This is a genomic window from Oceanobacillus iheyensis HTE831 (assembly GCF_000011245.1).
Lineage (GTDB): Bacteria > Bacillota > Bacilli > Bacillales > Amphibacillaceae > Oceanobacillus > Oceanobacillus iheyensis.
This window is the reverse complement of sequence record NC_004193.1, coordinates 2,707,132-2,728,233: the sequence shown is the minus strand read 5'-3', so window position 1 is coordinate 2,728,233 and position 21,102 is coordinate 2,707,132. Positions and strand designations below refer to the sequence as shown.

The 21,102-nt window shown below is 35.1% G+C and carries 20 protein-coding genes and 1 riboswitch; of the genes, 16 read left to right on the top strand and 4 right to left on the bottom strand.

Annotated features, from left to right (window positions below; all coding sequences use genetic code 11):
• Positions 1-92: 92 nt before the first annotated feature.
• From OB_RS13610 to OB_RS13600, 3 genes are all read right to left on the bottom strand, one after another.
• Positions 93-2,156 (bottom strand): catalase, encoded by a 2,064-nt coding sequence (locus tag OB_RS13610; protein WP_011067053.1) that lies wholly within the window; start codon positions 2,154-2,156, stop codon positions 93-95.
• Between the two features lie 164 nt (positions 2,157-2,320).
• Positions 2,321-3,109: a Cof-type HAD-IIB family hydrolase gene (locus OB_RS13605; protein ID WP_011067052.1), complete on the bottom strand. Its 789-nt coding sequence runs from the start codon at positions 3,107-3,109 to the stop codon at positions 2,321-2,323.
• Positions 3,110-3,171: 62 nt separating this feature from the next.
• Entirely contained in the window at positions 3,172-4,401 is a 1,230-nt protein-coding gene (locus OB_RS13600; RefSeq protein WP_011067051.1) for an MFS transporter, read from the bottom strand.
• 194 nt (positions 4,402-4,595) lie between these two features.
• Here OB_RS13600 and OB_RS13595 point away from each other — a divergent pair, with 194 nt between their 5' ends.
• The 12 genes from OB_RS13595 (at position 4,596) to OB_RS13540 (ending at position 15,081) form a co-directional block, all read left to right on the top strand.
• Positions 4,596-5,036 (top strand): hypothetical protein, encoded by a 441-nt coding sequence (locus OB_RS13595; RefSeq protein WP_011067050.1) that lies wholly within the window; start codon positions 4,596-4,598, stop codon positions 5,034-5,036.
• Positions 5,037-5,059: 23 nt separating this feature from the next.
• Positions 5,060-5,359: a heme biosynthesis protein HemY gene (locus tag OB_RS13590; RefSeq protein ID WP_011067049.1), complete on the top strand. Its 300-nt coding sequence runs from the start codon at positions 5,060-5,062 to the stop codon at positions 5,357-5,359.
• A 278-nt stretch (positions 5,360-5,637) separates the two neighbouring features.
• Positions 5,638-7,533, top strand: coding sequence for a PrkA family serine protein kinase (locus OB_RS13585; RefSeq protein ID WP_011067048.1), 1,896 nt, complete (start codon positions 5,638-5,640; stop codon positions 7,531-7,533).
• A 168-nt stretch (positions 7,534-7,701) separates the two neighbouring features.
• Positions 7,702-7,962: a metal-sensitive transcriptional regulator gene (locus OB_RS13580; protein ID WP_041544300.1), complete on the top strand. Its 261-nt coding sequence runs from the start codon at positions 7,702-7,704 to the stop codon at positions 7,960-7,962.
• Between the two features lie 154 nt (positions 7,963-8,116).
• Positions 8,117-8,593 carry a DsrE/DsrF/DrsH-like family protein gene (locus tag OB_RS13575; protein WP_011067046.1) on the top strand — a complete coding sequence of 159 codons (477 nt, stop codon included), beginning with the start codon at positions 8,117-8,119 and terminating at the stop codon, positions 8,591-8,593.
• A 19-nt stretch (positions 8,594-8,612) separates the two neighbouring features.
• The gene (locus tag OB_RS13570) at positions 8,613-9,191 is read left to right on the top strand and encodes a sulfurtransferase TusA family protein (RefSeq protein WP_011067045.1); all 579 of its coding nucleotides are present in this window, start codon (positions 8,613-8,615) and stop codon (positions 9,189-9,191) included.
• Positions 9,192-9,243: 52 nt separating this feature from the next.
• Positions 9,244-10,365 (top strand): MBL fold metallo-hydrolase, encoded by a 1,122-nt coding sequence (locus OB_RS13565; protein ID WP_173338119.1) that lies wholly within the window; start codon positions 9,244-9,246, stop codon positions 10,363-10,365.
• A gap of 31 nt (positions 10,366-10,396) precedes the next feature.
• Positions 10,397-10,624, top strand: coding sequence for a sulfurtransferase TusA family protein (locus OB_RS13560; RefSeq protein WP_011067043.1), 228 nt, complete (start codon positions 10,397-10,399; stop codon positions 10,622-10,624).
• A gap of 56 nt (positions 10,625-10,680) precedes the next feature.
• A complete protein-coding gene (locus tag OB_RS13555; protein ID WP_011067042.1) occupies positions 10,681-11,463 on the top strand; it encodes a sulfite exporter TauE/SafE family protein in 783 nt (260 codons plus the stop codon).
• A gap of 198 nt (positions 11,464-11,661) precedes the next feature.
• Entirely contained in the window at positions 11,662-12,834 is a 1,173-nt protein-coding gene (yhbH, locus tag OB_RS13550; RefSeq protein WP_011067041.1) for a sporulation protein YhbH, read from the top strand.
• A 180-nt stretch (positions 12,835-13,014) separates the two neighbouring features.
• On the top strand, positions 13,015-14,427 hold the full coding sequence (locus tag OB_RS13545; protein ID WP_011067040.1) for a SpoVR family protein: 1,413 nt from the start codon (positions 13,015-13,017) through the stop codon (positions 14,425-14,427).
• 90 nt (positions 14,428-14,517) lie between these two features.
• Positions 14,518-15,081: a GNAT family N-acetyltransferase gene (locus tag OB_RS13540; RefSeq protein ID WP_041544298.1), complete on the top strand. Its 564-nt coding sequence runs from the start codon at positions 14,518-14,520 to the stop codon at positions 15,079-15,081.
• Positions 15,082-15,173: 92 nt separating this feature from the next.
• On the opposite strand, the gene OB_RS13535 is transcribed toward OB_RS13540, so the two are convergent.
• On the bottom strand, positions 15,174-16,178 hold the full coding sequence (locus tag OB_RS13535) for a YcjF family protein (RefSeq protein ID WP_011067038.1): 1,005 nt from the start codon (positions 16,176-16,178) through the stop codon (positions 15,174-15,176).
• A 181-nt stretch (positions 16,179-16,359) separates the two neighbouring features.
• On the opposite strand from OB_RS13535, the gene mbcS reads away from it, so the two are divergent.
• From mbcS to OB_RS13515, 4 genes are all read left to right on the top strand, one after another.
• Positions 16,360-17,952 (top strand): acyl-CoA synthetase MbcS, encoded by a 1,593-nt coding sequence (gene mbcS, locus OB_RS13530; protein ID WP_041544570.1) that lies wholly within the window; start codon positions 16,360-16,362, stop codon positions 17,950-17,952.
• A gap of 130 nt (positions 17,953-18,082) precedes the next feature.
• Positions 18,083-19,036, top strand: coding sequence for a dipeptidase (locus OB_RS13525; protein ID WP_011067036.1), 954 nt, complete (start codon positions 18,083-18,085; stop codon positions 19,034-19,036).
• A gap of 59 nt (positions 19,037-19,095) precedes the next feature.
• The gene (locus OB_RS13520) at positions 19,096-19,404 is read left to right on the top strand and encodes a hypothetical protein (RefSeq protein WP_011067035.1); all 309 of its coding nucleotides are present in this window, start codon (positions 19,096-19,098) and stop codon (positions 19,402-19,404) included.
• A 184-nt stretch (positions 19,405-19,588) separates the two neighbouring features.
• Positions 19,589-19,695, top strand: a riboswitch (SAM riboswitch).
• A 168-nt stretch (positions 19,696-19,863) separates the two neighbouring features.
• On the top strand, positions 19,864-21,078 hold the full coding sequence (locus tag OB_RS13515; RefSeq protein ID WP_081427521.1) for an ISL3 family transposase: 1,215 nt from the start codon (positions 19,864-19,866) through the stop codon (positions 21,076-21,078).
• Positions 21,079-21,102 lie beyond the last annotated feature (24 nt).

The window sequence follows — 21,102 nt, the reverse complement described above, 5'->3', positions numbered from 1 at the left end:
TTAAATAGATAACGGACATTTTACATGCTTTGGATCATCTTAAACACAAAAAAACCACAGCATGAATTACTGTGGTAGCATTCTAATCTTATTTATCTATCCCAAAATCGTTGTTTTGCCATTCCGTCTATAAATTGTCTAGTGAATTGTCTGCTGCCTGATTGACTTATGAACACTCCTGGTCGATTAGCAATTCCTAACTGTTGAATTAAAGTAGCACCTTCTTCCATGCCTCCAATTGGTTTATAATGGTTAAATTGCTCAGTAATAAAGTTGCCAGCTTCATAAGCAAACTGATCATTGATATGATCTCCACCAACAACAAGTAACCCATCGTACAGAACTGGTGAAGTTGTTAAGAAGGTAGCATCTACATTTAAGGTATCACCATTATCTGCAGTTATTTCTCCTAAGCGCTCGCTTATTATATATGGTTTAAGTTCGACTTCCTTTAAAGATTCTAATAATGATTCTAAAGCGTTGCCACCATATCCATTACCAACAATAATAGCAACTTTTAATGTATTAGGAAGGAATTTTGTATTCATTAAACTTAAAGTAGGGGAGGATTTAGTGACATCTGATTGTTTTATGCTCTTATCTGGTGGTTCCACACCAACTTGTTCTGCTACTGCAGTAGCGAGCGGTCGGCTTATATGACCGATAAGATTTACAACACGTTGGCGTACCTCTGGAACATTAACTTTACCTAATTCAAAACTAAATGCTTGAAGTATATGACTTTGTTCAACATCTGTCATACTGTTCCAAAATAGTCTTGCTTGTGAGAAGTGATCGAGAAAACTAGGCGCAGTTTTTCGTACTTTTAATCCTTCTACTAAAGATGGGTACGTAACAAAACCACCTTGAGAACCAGGTACGGTGTATGGAGTATTACCAGCTAAATAATTCTGATGGTAGGCTACTTGGCCCTTATCAATAATATAACGTTGAGATCCATCGCGATGATTATTGTGAAAAGGGCATACGGGACGATTAATAGGAAGTTGTTTGAAGTTAGTACCAACTCGATAAATTTGCGTATCCGTATAGGAGAATAGCCTTCCTTGTAGTAGAGGATCATTCGTGAAATCAATACCTGGTACAATGTTGCCTGGGTGTAGTGCGACTTGTTCAGTCTCAGCAAAAACATTCTCTACGTTTTTATTTAAAGTCATTTTTCCAATCATTTGTAATGGTACTTCTTCTTCTGGCCAGAGCTTTGTTGCATCTAGTATATCGAAATCAAAATCAAATTCTTGCCCTTCCTCGATGACCTGAACTCCTAGCTCATATTCTGGATAAAATCCTTGTTCAATATTTTCCCAAAGGTCTCTTCGGTGAAAGTCAGGATCAGCACCGCCAATTTTTTGCGCTTCATTCCAAATTAATGAATGTATCCCTAGAACAGGCCGCCAATGAAATTTACAAAAGACGGATTTACCTTCCGCATTAACAAGCCGAAATGTATGTACTCCGAATCCTTGTATAGTACGGAAACTTCTAGGGATGGTCCGATCTGACATAATCCACATCATCATAGCTGCCGATTCTTCATTACTACCGATAAAATCCCAGAATGTATCATGCGCTGTTTGTCCTTGAGGGATTTCATTGTTCGGTTCAGGTTTCAGTGCGTGAATTAAGTCTGGAAACTTAATACCATCTTGAATGAAAAATATAGGAATATTATTTCCAACTAAATCAAAATTTCCCTCATTCGTATAAAATTTTGTAGCAAAACCCCGAACGTCACGTAGTGTTTCATTGGCTCCTTTTGAACCGGCTACTTGTGAGAATCGGACAAATACAGGTGTTTGTTGCCCAGCTTTTTGTAAGAAATGTGCCTTCGTTAAATCTGATTGAGATTCATAACATTCAAATACTCCATGTGCACCATAGCCCCGTGCGTGAACGTTTCGTTCAGGGATACGTTCTCGATCGAAGTGAGCCAGTTTTTCACGATACATAAAATCTTCTAATAATTGAGGACCTCTGTCTCCTGCACTTAACGTATTCTCATCATTGGATATCTTTACCCCTTCATCTGTAGTCATTATCTTGTCAGTATTATCCCGATAGAATTTCTTTAATTGATCGATTTTCTTATTGTCATCTTGTTTTCGTTTTTCTTGTTGATTATCTTGATCTGACATATTTATTACCCCTCCTAATAAAGCTTAGAGATTATGCAAAACATCATTAAGAGTGTATTCATAACAGAGTTAAGAGATGACTTCTAAGTAAGAAAAATCTTTTATTGTAATAAAAAACCCCTTGCAACTAGTTCAAATTCTAATTGCAGGGGAATAATTTTTAATTATAGTAATCCAACCATTTTTAATCCGTGTAAAATTCCATCTTTGTCTACGTCTTTAGTAATATAACTTGCTGCTGTTTTTGCCTCTGGTTTCCCATTACCCATCGCTACACTGTTTGTAATTTCTGTGAGCATTTCAATATCATTAAGTCCATCGCCAAATGCGTACTGTCTTTCATTTGGATAGTTCGTATAAGCTAATAATTTATTAATTCCATTTGCTTTAGAACCGTTTGCCGGCAAAATGTCGACGGATTTCTCATGCCAACGAATAAATTGGAAATCCTCGAACGCATCTTCATATTGTTTTTCTTCTCCAACTGTATTAAATAAAAGTGCTTGATATATTTCTCTCCCTTTATAAAAAGCTGGATCATGAGTAGGGTAATGCACTGACTTTAAGCTGTTAATACTTTCTTTAATATAATCATGGTCTTCTGGTACATTCGCTTTCATGAATTCATGATTCATAAATACAATTGGATGATCACGATCTAGTGCGAACTGAGTAAGATCGTCTAGGGAACTTGCTTTTAGTGGATTAGCATAGACAACATTTCCTTTATACACTACATATTGACCGTTATAACAGACGTACGTTTCAATCTCTAGTTCTTTTCGTATATCTTCAAACATAAATGGTGCTCGACCAGTAGCAATCGCTACTTCATGCCCAAGGTTTTTTAATTGAATTATTGCATCCTTTGTTGATGACGGTAATAATTTATCGTCTTCCGTTAGAAGTGTCCCATCAATATCAAAAAATATAATGCTTGATTCTTTAACCACTCTATCCCTCTATTCTTTAACGATGTCATACGACTCTATTATGGAGAAAGTAGTCATCGTATTCAACTTATATTACTTTGGGCATGTATCGTTTCTAATTCAAGCCTACGAAATACAATCCAAAATATGGCCAAAGTTATCATTAGGAAACTAGCAAATATATACACTGCAGACAATGGTAAATACATTAAAATTATAAATGAAACCATCGGTCCTAATGCTGAACCAACATCTACAACGATCGTATGGGCAGTCATCATTTTAACACGATCCGTGCGAACGACCGCACGAGCTGCAAGTGTGTCTGTGGTAGTAGTAAATATTGTAGATAATAATTGAAATAAAAATATCAATAGTATTAATATTACAATGGAAGAGGTATATGCCATCGCTGATAAGAGAATCGATCCACCTATTAACGGAACAAGTATAATTGGATAGATGAATGTACGCTGATCAATCATTTTACCGATAGCTGGAGCAATAAATGGATCCCATGACCATCGGATTGCTTGCATTGTACCAGCTAACGTAGCTACCCCTAGAATAATAGTTCCTACCTGTATTGGACGTTGATATACATTTTCTAGTAAAGGGCTGATAGTGGAATTAAATAATCCCATAATAATAAAGCCTTGAGTAATCCCTGTAGCTAGTACGAGTACAGTGAAAGGAGTCATCCACTTAGTTTTTGGTACTGAACTATGAACTGAAAGATCTTTTTTCTCTCTTTTATTAGGAGGAACAACAAACCAAGCTACGGGTATTGCTAGTAAACTAATGAAGGAGAATATCACAGTTACAAATAGAATAGAAGTTTGATCGACTAGGAATCCTCCTGCCAACATACCGGTAAGACCACCTAATCCCCATAATCCGTTATACATACCCATGTGCCAGCCACGATTATTATCTGTTGTCACATCTATAACGGTTAAAAATCCTCCTAATCTTATAAACGACCAAGCTACTCCCCATAAGGCCCGCATAATAACAAGCATCCAAAATCCTTCAAAGATACCATAGGATAATGTGGTAATTACGGCAAGAATGAGCGCAATAAAAACACCAGTCCTCAGTTGAAAATGTTTATAAAAATAGCCTACGAATGGATTTAATGGCAATCGAATAAACCGGTTAATCGATAGCAATACTCCAATCTGCCATATTTCCGTTAGTCCAAAATCTTGCCAATACAACGGAAGCACGATAAATAACATAGCATCACCCATAACTGTAACGCCTGTAATAATGGCAATCCATGCAACCTTACTACGGGAAGATAAATTCATGTAGTCAGCACCATCCTATCCATGTATGTATTTTCAGAAAATAACATTTAATTATAACACAACCTAAAAATTTTAGAAGTGGCAGTATCATCTATTTAGATCTTAATTTCTATTATTTTTTGACTTTTAATTTCACAAAATTCAACAAATCGCTTACAATCATACTAGAATGTTGTCAGTTAGGAGTTACAATAATGAAGAAAATATTGCTGGTTGTGCTATGTATGCCATTTATACTAGCAGGCTGTCTTAGTCCAACTTCCGTAAAAGTAGTATCAGATGCATATGAGGCTGCAATTGTAGAAGACGATGAATTAGTCGCTAGATATTTTTCAGAGGAGTATTTATTACAACATCCCGCTGAAGAACTAACACAGGAAATGGCAGAAGATGTTAGAAATCGCTATGGTATAAACATGATGAACTTGAAAGAATTACGAAATAGAGAATTACAAGATTCTTACATAGAAGAAGTAGAGAAGCAGTATGGGAACGATGATTGGCATATTGTAGTAGCTCAAACAAATGATCAAGAAGTAGTTGTTTGGACGATTATTCGTGGTGAAGCAAGCTATATTCTTGTCAATAGTGATCGAATGAGTTTTGATAGATATAATGAAGAAATTATTAACTAAACGTTAGAAATGGAGATGACAAGATGAAGGTAAAAATTAATCGTAATGCTGCAAAGGTGTTAAAACGTATGTTGTTAGAGGACGGTTCGGATAAAAAAGTTCGTATATATATTTCTCATATGCATGGTGATCACGCTCATTATGGAATGTCTTTAGATACTCCAGGTGAACATGATATTGTTGTACCAACCGATAAAGATGTAGATATTATATTAGATTGTAGAGAGGAATTCTTAGATGGAATTTGGATTCAATACTTTTTTGTGGAAGACGAGGGATTTGTAATAACAAACCCAACAAAAGGACACCATCATCATCACTAATCGTAATCAAAGTCTGTAGAGCAATTTTGCTATCTACAGACTTTTTTTCTGTTCGATGAAATTACTTATGCCCTTACGGTGAAAGTCAACATCGATTTCCTTGATCTCATACAGTTCTGGCTAGACATATGGTGATAAACGGACGCTTGCGCTTTAATTTATATGTCGAATTAGAAGTTAGTTTATAAGGACCATTCGTCAAAATCATTCGTACAAGCATGATTTAAACAGCCTATGCATAGGATATAGAAATCGTTGCAAGATGGAGGGAGTCATCGATGGATATAATAAACAAAGTGAGAAATTTGAGAGATGAAGAAAAACGATTAGAATGGGAAGGTACATTCGCCGATTATTTAGAAATAATAAAGGATCGTCCAGAAGTTGCTCAAACCGCACATTCACGTGTATATAATATGGTTAAAAGTGCAGGGGTAGAGGAACGAGATGGTCGTAGAATGTATGAATTTTTTGGGTCATCCATTTTTGGCTTAGAGTCCGCAATCGAACGATTAGTAGAAGAGTATTTTCATCCAGCTGCCAAACGACTCGATGTTAGAAAACGTATTTTGTTATTAATGGGGCCAGTTAGTGGAGGGAAATCAACTATTGTTAGCATGTTGAAGAGAGGATTAGAACATTACTCTCGTACAGATGAAGGTGCAGTATATGCAATTAAAGGTTGTCCGATGCATGAAGATCCTCTACATTTAATTCCACAACACTTAAGAGAAGATTTTTTCCAAGAATATGGTATTCGTATTGAAGGTAGTTTATCGCCATTAAATACAATGAGATTGGATAAAGATTATGGTGGGAAAATTGAAGACGTAAAAGTAGAACGGATCTTTTTCTCTGAAGATAAAAGAATAGGGATTGGAACATTTAGTCCATCAGATCCAAAATCACAAGATATTGCTGATTTAACAGGAAGTATCGATTTTTCTACAATTGCAGAGTTCGGTTCCGAATCAGATCCGCGTGCCTATCGCTTTGATGGCGAGTTAAATAAAGCTAATCGTGGAATGATGGAATTTCAGGAAATCTTAAAAAGTGATGAGAAATTTTTATGGCATTTACTTTCTTTAACACAGGAAGGGAATTTTAAAGCTGGAAGGTTCGCTCTGATATCGGCAGACGAACTTATCATTGCGCATACAAACGAATCAGAGTATAAATCATTTATATCAAATAAGAAAAACGAAGCATTACATTCACGAATGATTGTTATGCCAATACCTTATAACTTGAAAGTAAGCGAAGAAGAGCGTATATATCAAAAAATGATTAAAGAAAGTGATATATCACATGTACATGTGGCACCACATGCTTTACGAGCAGCAGCGATTTTTTCTATATTAAGTAGATTAAAAGAATCCAAAAAACAAGGCGTAGATGTTGTTAAGAAAATGCGACTCTATGATGGGGAAAGCGTAGAAGGTTTTAATCAAGTAGATGTTGAAGAGCTGCGGAAAGAATATCAAGATGAAGGCATGGATGGAATAGATCCAAGATATGTCATTAATCGCATATCTTCTACGATTATTCGTAAAGAAATCCCATCAATTAATGCATTAGATGTTCTTCGTTCATTGAAAGAAGGTTTGGATCAACATCCATCTATTTCAAAAGATGATTTGGAAACATATTTGAATTATATCTCGATTGCACGAAAAGAATATGATGAAATTGCAAAGAAAGAAGTACAAAAAGCTTTTGTTTATTCATACGAGGAATCTGCAAAGACATTAATGGATAATTATCTTGATAATGTAGAGGCATACTGCAATAAGAATAAGCTGCGTGATCCATTGACTGGAGAAGAAATGAATCCAGATGAAAAATTAATGCGCTCGATTGAAGAACAAATAGGTATTTCAGAAAATGCGAAAAAAGCATTCCGAGAAGAAATTTTAATTCGATTATCTGCTTATGCAAGAAAAGGCAAACGTTTTGACTATAATTCGCATGAACGCTTAAGGGAAGCAATTCAGAAAAAGCTGTTTGCAGATTTAAAAGATGTGGTTAAAATCACTACCTCGTCCAAAACACCAGATGAATCACAACTTAAGAAGATTAATGAAGTTATTGCTCGTCTAATTGATGAACATGGTTATAATTCAGTTTCTGCAAATGAATTACTGCGGTATGTTGGAAGTTTATTGAATAGATAAATAGAAAAAGCCAAGAAGCTTGATTAGTGATCATCAACTTCTTGGCTTTTTTATTTGCAAATTGATCTAGTCCCAAGGTATAAATTATTCATTTGACATTATACCTATAGGGGTATAAAATATAGGCTAACGTCACCATAATATAGAAGTGAAGGAGGGATAATGATTATGGACTACGATGTTCAAACTAAAAATAGATTAAAACGAATTGAAGGACAACTTCGGGGAGTATTGAAGATGATGGAAGAAGAAAAAGAATGTAAAGATATTATTACTCAGTTGTCGGCAAGTCGTACTGCTATTGACCGTACGATTGGTGTATTAGTTAGTACGAACTTGATAGAGTGTGTTAGAAACGCAGAAGAACGTGGTGAGGATAGTGATGAACTAGTAAAAGAAGCTGTCAACATGCTTGTAAAAAGTAGATAATAAAAAAGGTTGACAGCTCCTTTTTTTACCTATATTATATACCTGTACGGGTATTGGTAATGGAAATTAAATGTTACCTCATTTACTCGTTTTTTATTTCAATTATTAAATACCTATGCGGGTATAAGTATACGACGAGGAGGGAAAGAAAATTATGGAAAAGAAGAAAACAACGATTGTCCTGTTTAGTGGGGATTATGATAAAGCAATGGCAGCATACATTATTGCAAATGGTGCAGCAGCATATGATCATGAGGTTACTATTTTTCATACATTTTGGGGGCTAAATGCACTCCGAAAAGAAGAGCAAGTGCCTGTAAAAAAAGGTTTTATGGAAAGAATGTTTGAGAAAATGATGCCACGTGGTGCAGATAAAATGGGTCTATCTAAGATGAATTATGGTGGAATGGGCCCCAAAATGATAAAGCAAGTTATGAACAAGCATAATGCAATGCCATTACCAGATCTAATTAATCTAGCTCAAGAACAAGATGTAAAGTTAATTGCATGTACGATGACCATGGATTTACTAGGCCTTCAAAAAGAAGAATTATTAGATGACATCGAATATGCGGGTGTAGCTGCATATATTGGTGACGCTGAAGAGGGACAAATTAACTTATTTATATAATTTAAAGGAGGAATGTTTGATGGAATACTTGAAAACAGATCATCAAGTTGATGCTAAGGGATTAGCATGTCCAATGCCAATTGTAAAAACAAAAAAAGCGATGAACAATGTGAAAGCAGGAGAAATAATTGAAATTCTCGCCACTGATCAAGGTTCGAAATCGGATATACAGGCATGGGCAAAGAGTGCTGGACATCAATATCTTGGAACAATCGAAGAAGATAATGTACTCAAGCATTATTTACGAAAGACTACAGAGGTGGAAAAAGAAGAAATGATATTTTCAAGAACAATAGATAACGATGAATTAACGAAAAAGTTAGTAGACTATCATACGGATCAATCCATATTAGTAGATGTTCGTGAGCAAGCAGAGTACGCTTTTGGCCATATTCCCCAGGCAGTATCTATTCCTTTAGGAGAAATAGATAATCGAATGGACCAATTAGACAAAGACAAGACAATCTATGTTATTTGCCGAACTGGTACACGCAGCGGGATGGCAGCACAAAAGCTCATAGATAGCGGGTATGAGCATGTAATTAATGTGAAACCAGGTATGAGTCAATGGCAAGGGGATATAAGAAGCGAATTATAAGCCGACAAGGCATTTTATTTTTATTATATTAAATACGTATGGGGGTATGAAAATGATGAAAAAAATGAGTGCGCATGAATTAACACGACGCATTTTACAGAAAGATGAATTATTTATTTTGGATGTTCGTAATCAATCAGACTTTGAGGAATGGAAAGTAGAAGGTGAAAAACTTACGCAAAAGAACATACCTTATTTTGAATTATTAGAAGGTGTCGATGGTTTAGTAAGCGAACTACCTTCTGATAAAGATATTCTCGTTGTTTGTGCAAAAGAAGGTTCATCAGTCATGATATCGGAAATGCTCTCTGAAAAGGGTATAGATGTTTTTTATCTTGAAGGTGGAATGAAAGCATGGAGTGAACATGTAGAGCCAATCAAATTAGGTGATTTAAATGGTAAGGGTGAACTATATCAATTTGTGCGAATCGGAAAAGGATGTCTATCTTATATGGTTCTCTCAAATGGAGAAGCGGCAATTATTGATTCGACAAGAATGATAGATAAATATACAACATTTGCAAAAGAGAAAGAAGTGAAAATTATACACACGATTGATACGCATCTACATGCAGACCATATTTCTGGAGGTCGCAAACTGGCAGAACAAACAGGAGGGTATTATTGGCTGCCGCCACGGGATGCAGAAGAGGTGACCTTTCACTATGAAAGACTACAAGATGGCAGTCAACTAACAGTTGGATCTTCAACTATTGATATAAAAGCAATTCATACACCAGGACATACGATTGGTTCAACATCTTTGATTATTGATGGTATGTATCTATTAACAGGAGATATTTTATTTATTGATTCCATCGGACGACCAGACTTAGCCGGGAAAGCAAAAAGCTGGGGAGATGATTTAAGAGATAGCCTGTATAACAAATATAAAGATCTGTCTGGAGAATTAATCGTATTGCCTGCACATTTTATGATTATGAAAGAATTGAATGAAGACGGAACTGTAGCAAAAAAATTATCCAAGTTATATGAAGAGAATCACGGATTGAATATGGACGAAGAAGCATTTACAAAATCAGTTACCACAAATCTTCCTCCACAACCAAATTCTTATCAAGAAATTCGTGAAACCAATTTGGGTAAAATTAGCCCAGATGCAGAACAACAGCGTGAAATGGAAATTGGTCCAAACCGATGTGCTATTCGCTAATTCAAACTTTAACGTATTAGGAGGATTAAAAATGAATGTGAAAAAAGTATTAGACGCAAAAGGATTGGCATGCCCAATGCCAATCGTAAGAACAAAAAAAGCAATAGGAGAAATTAATTCAGGTGAGATTATTGAAATCCTCGCAACAGACCCAGGTGCAAAAAATGATTTGACTGCCTGGGCTAAATCAGGAGGTCATGAACTACTGGAGTCAAGTGAAGAAGATGGTGTATTCAAATTCTGGATCAAAAAAGGATAACAAGATAATTAGGGGCCATCATTGGTCCCTTCTATTATTGTGATGGGGGATAAAGAATGGAATTGGATATATTTTTTATGTTAACGGTGTTTCTAATTGGATTCATTGGTTCGATGATTTCTGGAATGGTTGGTATAGGGGGCTCAATCATCAAGTACCCAATGCTACTTTATATTCCGTCATTTTTAGGATTTACTGCATTTACTGCACATGAGGTATCTGGAATCAGTGCAGTCCAGGTACTTTTTGCAACCATTGGTGGTGTATGGGCATATAGAAACACAGGGTACTTACATCGATCATTAATTTTCTACATGGGGATCAGTGTATTAATTGGAAGTATCATCGGGAGTTTTGGATCCGGCTTATTTACTGAGTCGATTATTAATATGGTTTATGGGATCTTAGCAATTACAGCTGCTATGATGATGTTTATTCCAAGAAAAGAAATCGATGTGACTTCAAATGAAATAAAGTTTAATAGAATAGTTGCAAGTGTATCTGCTCTTATCGTTGGAATTGGAGCAGGTATCGTTGGTGCTGCAGGTGCATTCTTATTAGTTCCAATTATGCTTACCATCTTAAAAATTCCAACTAGAGTTACCATTGCTTCATCATTAGCAATAACCTTTATTTCATCCATCGGTTCAACGATTGGAAAATTATCTACCGGTCAAGTCCCACTATTGCCAGCTGCAATTATGATTATTGCAAGTTTATTTGCAGCGCCAATAGGAGCTAAACTTGGACAAAAGATGAATACAAAAATATTGCAGTTGATTCTAGCAATATTGGTTTCTGTAACTGCCCTTAAAATATGGACAGATATCTTATTTTAAGTATGAAGTTATAAATTAGAATTGATACAAGTGTTATATTTTTATTTAAAGTGTGTGTTAATAATTGAAAATAGGCCTACAAACTTGTTAGCCCTATTTTCAATTATTAGGAAATAACTTGTATTCTATTGCATAGGATAAAGAAAGTATTTTATAGCTTGAAAATACTGAAAATTATAATAATAGGAGAGGGTTAACATGCCGGAAGAACATGAGCATAATTTTGTAGTTTCCCAGGAAAACTGGTCTCTCCATCGAAAAGGTTACCAAGATCAGCAACGACATAGTGACAAAGTGAAAGATGCCATTAAAAACAACTTGCCTGATCTGGTTAGTGAAGAGAATATTATTATGTCCAATGGTCGCGATGTGGTGAAGATACCAATACGCTCACTAGATGAATACAAAATTCGATATAATTATGAGAAATCAAAGCACGTCGGGCAGGGAGATGGAGAATCAGAAGTTGGAGATGTTGTAGCTCGTGATCCGAATGCTTCTCAACAAGGTCAACAAGGTCAGGGTAATGGAAAGAAAGCAGGGGATCAGCCAGGAACTGATTTTTATGAATCTGAGGTATCCATTGCAGAAATCGAAGAAGCTTTATTTCAAGAGTTAGAGCTACCAAATCTAAAACAAAAAGATGAAGTGGAAATAACTACAGAAAAAATAGAATTTAATGATGTTCGTAAAAAAGGACTTATGGGCAATGTTGATAAGAAGCGTACTATTTTAACTGCATTAAAACGTAATGCACGTGAAGGGAAAGCACAAATTACACCGATTTATAATGATGATCTTCGTTTTAAGACATGGAATGAAATTATTAAACGTGACTCTAAAGCGGTTGTTATAGCCATGATGGATACTAGCGCATCCATGGGAACCTTCGAGAAGTACATGGCACGCAGCTTTTTCTTTTGGATGAATCGTTTCTTGCGTACAAAGTACGATACTGTAGAATTTGAATTTATAGCTCATCATACCGAAGCGAAAGTTGTTTCTGAGGAAGATTTCTTTTCGAAAGGAGAGAGTGGGGGAACTATTTGTTCGTCGGCTTATCACAAAGCATTAGAAGTTATTGATGAGAAGTTTAATCCAAGAAGCTATAATATTTATCCATTCCATTTTTCAGATGGAGAGAATATTAGTTCAGATAATGCTACCTGTATAGATTTAGTTCATGAAATCATGGAAAAATCGAATATGTTTGGGTATGGCGAAGTAAATGGGTACAATCGTTATTCTACGTTAATGAATGCTTATAAGAATATAGAAGACCCAAAATTTAAGCATTATATTTTGAAAGAAAAAGCAGATGTATATCATGCAATGAAAAGTTTCTTTCATAAGCAGCCGGAAAAAGTGTAGCAAAAAGGCTCAAAAGTAAGGTGTCATATGCTTTTGAGCCTTTTTCGTATTTTATTTATGGGAATGTAAGAGTAGAATATTTGTTTTAAAAGTGTTATCAATTTTAAAACTCTCACAAATCTACGTAAATTTTTTAACTCCGTATCATAGACTATTAATAAGTGATTGAGGGAGGGGTATTTGTTGGATCAGACTAAAGAATTATCATATGCAATTGACGAAATTACGGAAGTGGCAAAGGGATTTGGACTTGATTTTTATCCAATGCGATATGAGATTTGCCCAGCGGATATTATCTATACATTCGGTGCATATGGGATGCCTACAAGGTTTACCCATTGGAGTTTTGGAAAACAATTCCATAAAATGAAACTTCAGTATGATTTAGGATTGAGCCAAATATATGAATTAGTCATTAATTCAGACCCATGCTATGCATTTTTATTGGATACAAATAGTTTGGTGCAAAATAAATTAATTATTGCACATGTGCTCGCGCATTGTGATTTCTTTAAAAATAATGTTCGTTTTTCAAATACGCGTCGTGATATGGTGGAGAGTATGACTGCTACGGCAGAAAGAATTGCTCATTATGAAATGGTGTATGGAAAGGATGAAGTGGAAAGTTTTCTCGATGCTGTATTATCAATTCAAGAGCATATTGACCCGTCTATCGTTCGATCAAAATTACCTCAAACTGAGGAGGAAGATATAGAGGATACGACACTTTCAAAAGTATCAGAGTATGATGACTTATGGAAGTTAGATGAAGATCGATTAAAACAAGAACCAAAGAAAAGAAAAAAAATGAAGAAAATTCCTCCACAACCAGAGAAGGATATTCTATTATTTATTGAAGAATACAGTCGTGAACTGGAAGGATGGCAACGGGATATCTTAACGATGATGCGTGAAGAAATGCTTTATTTTTGGCCACAATTAGAAACAAAAATCATGAATGAAGGATGGGCATCTTATTGGCATCAACGTATTATGCGAGAACTAGATTTAACAACGAATGAAACCATTGAATACTCTAAGTTAAATGCTGGCGTAGTACAGCCATCTCGAACATCCATCAATCCATATTATTTAGGCATCAAAATATTTGAAGACATCGAGGAACGATATAACCACCCTACAAAAGAAATGATAGAAAACGGTTATAAACCAAATGGAGGAAGAGAAAAAATCTTTGAAGTTAGAGAAATTGAATCAGATATTTCGTTTATTCGTAATTACTTAACAAAAGATCTTGTTGCACAAGAAGATATGTATCTTTTTGAGAAAAAGGGAAGAGATTATCGAATTACAGAAAAAGATCATCAGCAAATACGTGATCAACTTATTTCAATGCGGGTAAATGGTGGATTTCCTTATATTACGGTAGAGGATGGAGACTATCTTCGCAATGGAGAACTGTATCTTGTACATGGATACGAGGGAATTGAATTAGATATTAAATATTTGGAACATGTAATGCCGTATATTTATCAGTTATGGGGAAGAACCATTCATTTGGAGACGGTTCTGGAAGAAAAAGAAATGCTATATACCTATGATGGAAAAGAAATGCTAAAACGAAAAATATAACAGGTGGGGAAATAAGAAATATTTTTCCTCCTGATGACATGATAATTTTATTCCCTTATAATAATTATAATTTTTATTTAATTGGAGGGGATGAAATTGCCGATACCGGATTTGTTTTTACCATATCCAAGATTAGACACGAATCGATTATTCTTAAGGCAAGTGGAGGAAAGTGATACAGAGGATATATTTGCTTACGCATCAGATCCATTGTTAACAACACATGTAACTTGGGATGCTCATCAGACGTTACAAGATACTCAGAATTTTATTCAGTTTGCATGTAAGCAATATGAGGAAAATGGTGTTGGTCCATGGGCAATTGTATGGAAAGAAACAAATCAGGTGATTGGAACAATTGATTTAATTTGGAATAAAAAACATCATAGTGCAGAACTAGCCTATGCAATATCTCGAGAATTTTGGAGGCAAGGTATAGGTACCGAAGCAATTAGGAAAATCATTGATTTTGGCTTCAATAAGATGGAATTAGAACGCATTCAAGCTAGGTGTGTACCAGAAAATATTGCTTCTTATCGTCTAATGGAAACGGTTGGAATGACGTATGAGGGAACACTGCGAAAATCAATGTTCCGAAAAGGAAAACAAGATGATTTAAAAATGTATGCTATACTACAATCGGAATATTTGTGATGAACGGAAAACGCTGGATTGTAAATGAAAATCAAAACCGCTAACAAAAAGCTATTATGAAATTGACGCACGCAACAAAAAGCTTCTCGTCACTATTGGCGAGAAGCTTTCTTGTCTTTTTCTTGAAAGTACGTATATAAAGATTTTAATGTGTCGGCATTTAGTTCGATATTATTTTCATATGCATATTTCACTGCATAACCTAAGGCTAAAGTCATTCCACCAGCAACACTTCCGCCTATAACAGAGCCTGCACCTGGAACAAATTTTGTAACCTGTCGAAAGATTGTTCTACCAATATTCCCGGTAATGGTAGCAATGGTAAGTTCTCTAGCCTTCTTTTTGGATAGAGGTTTTTCATAAAGAGCTGCTAATCGAACAATGAGACCAACTTGTATTCCGGTGAGCGGAACGAAATCAGAACCTGGTAATGGAACAGCTCCTACAGCAGTTGCTGATCCGGAAGCGGCTAAAATCCACTTATTTGCAGTAGCAGATTTTTCTTTTATTAGTCGTGCGAACTGAATTTCTTTTTGTTTTTTTTTAAGAATACTTAAAATTTCATCTCGTAATTGATGAATATTCTCACCTGTTCGTGATGATATCGGTACGACAGTATAACGATTTTTCGTATGCTTTTTAATATATTGAACAAGAGCCGGAATATCGTCTGCAGCATCAATTTTATTTAATACAAATACAATATTTTTGTTGTGTTTTTCAATTAGTTCGACCGATTTTCGTTCTCCATCAGAAAATACAGTTCCTGCCGCGTTTAAGAAAAATAATACAACATCCGCTTGTTGATAAAAAGAAATGGTTTCATCCGAATTTTTATGATTAATATCATCTAAACCAGGAGTGTCTGCAAAGATAATTTTATCTCGATAAATGTATTTATCAATTCCAGTCGTTTCTCCTGGTTGCGCTCCAACCTTTGCTACTTCATCCCCAATTAATTGGTTTATGGTAGAGGATTTCCCTGTGTTTACATCACCTATCATTGCAAATAGTATCTCTTTATCTAACTGATCATTTATTTTGGAAGTTTCTTGATTATAAGCTTGCTCAAAATCTTTTTCATTAAATTCTTGCACGATCTCACGCCCCTTAGTTCTACTATTCCCTGATATAACGAATCATACACCAGTTATTCGATTCTAGCTAGTAAGTAAGATGTATAATCAGAATATTATTATCGTTTTGAATAAACAATTGTTTCTGATATAATAGTCAGAACATAATAGTAGGTCCTAATTTGAGGAGGGAAAATAATTGATGAACCAATCTAATTTACATGCACCAGAACAGTATAATATTGTAAATGAGTTTGAGAAATATGCAGAAGATAACTTGAGAGTTGCAGTGAAGTGGGAAGATGAGCATGGTGAAAACATGCAAATAACGTACAAAGAATTATTCGATAATGCTAATAAAATAGGAAATCTTTTTTTGGAAAACGGGTTATCAAAAGGTGATAAGATTCTTGTAATGCTTCCTAAGTTGATGGAAACCTATGAAATATATCTTGCTGCGCTAAAGACAGGAGTTATTATTATTCCTAGTTCGGAGATGCTTCGCACAAAAGATTTACAATATCGAATTACGCATGGTGAAGTAAAAGGTGTTGTTAGTTATTCTGCGTACACCAGCGAATTCCAAGATGTAGAAGAATTTAACGATTTGATAAAGTTTTCTGTTGGGCAGGAAAAATCAGAGTGGTTATCTTTGGATCACTTGAAACAAACAGCTTCTACGAAATTAGAGACGATCTATACTAAAAAAGACGATATTGCTTTTTTACCTTATACATCAGGAACAACGGGCAATCCTAAAGCAGTCATGCATACACATGGCTGGGGCTATGCTCATATGCAAACAGCTCCTGAACATTGGCTTAGTATAGAAGAAGGAGATACTGTATGGGCAACAGCTGCTCCTGGATGGCAGAAATGGGTGTGGAGTCCATTCCTATCTGTATTATATAAAGGTGGTACGGCTTTTGTTTATCAAGGGAAATTCGATCCGAACAGGTACCTTGAAATACTTGAAAAACATCAGGTTAATGTATTTTGTTGTACACCTACAGAATACCGTTTAATGGCGAAATTGGAGAATCTGTCTGATTATCATTTAGACGCTCTACACAGTGCAGTATCAGCAGGAGAACCATTGAATCGTGAAGTGATTGAACGTTTTCGTAAGTATTTTAATGTAACCGTGCGGGATGGGTATGGACAAACAGAAAATACATTATTACTTGGATTTTTAAAAGGTATGGAAGTGAGACCAGGATCGATGGGGAAACCAACTCCAGGTAATAACGTGCAAGTTATTGATGAAGAGGGGAATCCGGTCGATAATGGAGTAGTAGGAGATATAGCTATACCTCTTGATACACCAGCTTTGTTTATGGGATATTATAAAGATGAGGAACGCACACTAAAATCACGACGTGGAGATTATTATGTCACTGGCGACCAAGCACGAATTGATAAAGATGGATATTTCTGGTTTGAAGGTAGAAGTGACGATATCATCATTAGTTCCGGGTATACAATTGGTCCTTTTGAAGTAGAAGATGCCTTAGTTAAGCATTCCTTAGTAAAAGAATGTGCAGTTGTAGCAAGTCCAGATGATGAACGAGGAAATATTGTAAAAGCATTTATTATTTTACAGGATGATATCATCGGGAATGACGCGGTAGTAAAAGAATTACAAGAACATGTGAAACTTAGTGTAGCTCCATACAAATATCCGAGGAAAATAGAATTTGTATCCGAATTACCGAAAACCAATTCAGGTAAAATTCGAAGAGTGGAATTAAGACAGAAAGAAAAACAAAACGTGATGGATGATATAAAACGTTAATATACATTGAAACCACACCTGAATTTATGAAAATAAATTCGGGTTTTTTACTTGAATACATTTATAAAATATCATGTCATTAATATAGGTGTATTATGATGTATAGTATATGTAAAGGAGCGTGTAAAGAATGAGATTTATCGACACACATTGTGATGCACTTCTTAAATTACAGATGGCAAAAAGGGGCATTCAACAACCAAAAAAACTGTTGAATTTTGAAAATGATCTTGAGTTAAATACAAACTTAGAAAGGTTACAGCAAGGTGGTGTGCAAGTACAGTTCTTTGCTATTTTCATACATCCAGATGTACCAACAAATGAGCAATGGCAGCATGCTTTAGAGCAAATAGATTTGTTTTACTCAGAGATTATCGGGAAATTCCCACAAATAAAACATATTAAACAATGGGATGAATTAAATGATCTTGAAGAGAATCAAATTGGTGCAGTCCTTACATTAGAGGGAGCAGAAGCAATAGGTAATGACTTGGTGAAATTGAGACATTTGTATCGGCTAGGTGTTCTTTCTATTGGGTTAACGTGGAATCACGCTAACCTATGTGCCGACGGGGCAGAGGAACTACGAGGTGGTGGATTAACAAAATTAGGTAAGTCGGTTGTTGAAATGAATAATAACCATATGGTCTTTACGGATGTATCTCATTTAACTGTAGAAGGTTTTTGGGATGTAATGAAAAGTGCAAAATATCCTTTTGCTTCCCATTCGAATGTTCGCACGATTTGCGATCATCCAAGAAATTTATATGATGATCAGATTGAGGCGTTGATTAATCACAACGGACAAATACAGCTTGCACTATATCCTCCATTTCTTGTAAAAGATGCAGAGTCCGCTAGAGTATCTGATCTTTTCCATCATATCGATCATATATGTGCACTCGGTGGAGAGAAACACATTGGATTTGGTTCGGATTTTGATGGTATTTCTTATTTCATTGAAGGAATCGAGGATGCTTCTAAGTATGAATTCTTGCGAGAAGAATTACAAAAGCATTATTCTGAAGAATTAGTAAGAGGGTTTATATATCAAAACTTTAAGAATCATTTACCTCATGTATAAGAAATTATGTTTTTTCCAATACTAGCCATTAGATAAGAATAGAATGGCAGGTGCTATACATGATACGGTTGCTTATTTTAACACTTGTATTAATATTTAGTTTTAACCATATAGAGACTTTTGCTGAGCCGTTAGAAGGGGATACCCCTAAAAATACGATACATCAATGGAAAGAAATCGAAAATCATGTGGAAAAGATTCATGTAGACACACATGATATTGAATACCGTCGAAATTTTATTAAAGAAACAAGACCTTGTAAAATTTATCATCATATTCGAACGATTGTTTACTATTGTGAGATACATGGACATACAAAAGTAGAAACAATTTTAGAAAAGGTTGAACATAGTGAAGATCACTCGTAAATAAAAGAATAAAAAAGAGAGGAATTATTAATTAAATATTTTCTCTCTTTTTTTTATCAAAATTTGTAAGCAGCAGGATATTTAAGTTTGAAGTGATTTAATTTATTTATCTGAAATCAAAGAAAATTTATTGACATTTCTTACATATTGAATTATTATTCTACCAACAACTTTATATACGTTTTTCTTATCATGAGAGGCGGAGGGAAATGGCCCAACGAAACCTCGGCAACAGGTTCTTATTAGAATACTGTGCCAATTCCATCAAGCAAATTGCTTGAAAGATAAGAGTAGAATAATTTATTAGCTTTAAAACTCTATTCTTATTACGGAATAGAGTTTTTTGTTACATAGAATGGCTCTATAATATTTGTTGGGGTAAAAGAAAAATAAAAAACACGCAATCTCCTATTTTTGTTATCATTGTTTAAACCACTAAACCAAACAAAAAGGAGATGCGTGCAATTGAATTCTAACATAACATTACCTGGGTTGGAAGAAGGAAATATATTAGATACAGAAGTACGAGAAGGTATTTATTACATTAGGTGGGAGTTAGAGAGAACCTCTCATCGTTGTCCACAGTGTGGAGAGTGGACAAACAAGGTACATGATTATCGTACGCAGAAAGTCCGTCATCCTAGCATATTCGGAAGGCAAACGATTATTTTTTACCGAAAGAGAAGATATAAATGCGTTTTCTGCGGAAAGCGATTTTTTGAAAGAAACCCTTTAGTCAAACGTTATAAAAGACAATCCATTGAGTTTAATCAAGTATTGTCATTAGAGCTTGTTCATGGAAAAAGCTTTCGAGACGTGGCGACACGTTTTCATACATCGCCAACTACCATTATGCGTCGATTTGATGAGATTACTGCATCGAAGATGAAGGAAACACAAGCATTGCCTAAAGTGATAGCGATTGATGAGTATAAAGGGGATGCAGGGAACGAGAAGTATCAAACGGTTATAGCAGATCCGATTAATAGAAAACCTTTAGAGATTTTAAAAGATCGTAAAAAAGATACATTAGTGGATTATCTAAGGATGCATGGTGAGAAGGTAGAATTTGTAGTCATGGACATGAGTCCATCCTTTAAAGCAGCTGTTGATAAGGCATTAGGGCACCCCATTGTTATCGCCGATCGTTTTCATTTTACACGATATATATATTGGGCTTTAGAAAGAGTGAGAATTCGTGTACAGAGAGAGTTTCATGATTATGATCGGAAGAAGTGTAAACGTATGCGACATGTGTTTTATAAAAAGCAATCGAAGTTAACGAAAAAGCAACAATGGTATTTAGATCGCTATTTACACATGTCACCAGATTTAAAACGCGCCCATGAGTTAAAAGAAGCGTATAATGTCTGGTTTCAACTAGCCAAGGCCAACGGCCCTAATGCTTTAAAAAATACTAAAAAGTATCTCTATCAGTTTTATGAACTTGTGCAAAATGCAGGGCTGCCGGAATTCCTAAAAGCAAAAGAAACCTTTCATAATTGGCAAAAAGAAATTATGAATAGTTTTGCCTTTGATTTACATAATGGTTATATCGAAGGAATCAACAATCAAACAAAGGTTATAAAACGAAATGCATTTGGATTTAGGCGATTCGATCGCTTTCGAGCAAGAATACTATTACATCATCAATATAAAAAGAAAGTGGTTTAATATAAATAGGAGTGAGCTAATTGC

Coding starts and splice junctions, on each gene's coding strand:
- OB_RS13610 (WP_011067053.1), bottom strand. CDS start 2,156: ATGTCAGATCAAGATAATCAACAAGAAAAACGAAAACAAGATGACAAT.
- OB_RS13600 (WP_011067051.1), bottom strand. CDS start 4,401: ATGAATTTATCTTCCCGTAGTAAGGTTGCATGGATTGCCATTATTACA.
- OB_RS13595 (WP_011067050.1), top strand. CDS start 4,596: ATGAAGAAAATATTGCTGGTTGTGCTATGTATGCCATTTATACTAGCA.
- OB_RS13590 (WP_011067049.1), top strand. CDS start 5,060: ATGAAGGTAAAAATTAATCGTAATGCTGCAAAGGTGTTAAAACGTATG.
- OB_RS13585 (WP_011067048.1), top strand. CDS start 5,638: ATGGATATAATAAACAAAGTGAGAAATTTGAGAGATGAAGAAAAACGA.
- OB_RS13580 (WP_041544300.1), top strand. CDS start 7,702: ATGGACTACGATGTTCAAACTAAAAATAGATTAAAACGAATTGAAGGA.
- OB_RS13575 (WP_011067046.1), top strand. CDS start 8,117: ATGGAAAAGAAGAAAACAACGATTGTCCTGTTTAGTGGGGATTATGAT.
- OB_RS13570 (WP_011067045.1), top strand. CDS start 8,613: ATGGAATACTTGAAAACAGATCATCAAGTTGATGCTAAGGGATTAGCA.
- OB_RS13565 (WP_173338119.1), top strand. CDS start 9,244: ATGATGAAAAAAATGAGTGCGCATGAATTAACACGACGCATTTTACAG.
- OB_RS13560 (WP_011067043.1), top strand. CDS start 10,397: ATGAATGTGAAAAAAGTATTAGACGCAAAAGGATTGGCATGCCCAATG.
- OB_RS13555 (WP_011067042.1), top strand. CDS start 10,681: ATGGAATTGGATATATTTTTTATGTTAACGGTGTTTCTAATTGGATTC.
- yhbH (WP_011067041.1), top strand. CDS start 11,662: ATGCCGGAAGAACATGAGCATAATTTTGTAGTTTCCCAGGAAAACTGG.
- OB_RS13540 (WP_041544298.1), top strand. CDS start 14,518: ATGAAATTGCCGATACCGGATTTGTTTTTACCATATCCAAGATTAGAC.
- mbcS (WP_041544570.1), top strand. CDS start 16,360: ATGAACCAATCTAATTTACATGCACCAGAACAGTATAATATTGTAAAT.
- OB_RS13525 (WP_011067036.1), top strand. CDS start 18,083: ATGAGATTTATCGACACACATTGTGATGCACTTCTTAAATTACAGATG.
- OB_RS13520 (WP_011067035.1), top strand. CDS start 19,096: ATGATACGGTTGCTTATTTTAACACTTGTATTAATATTTAGTTTTAAC.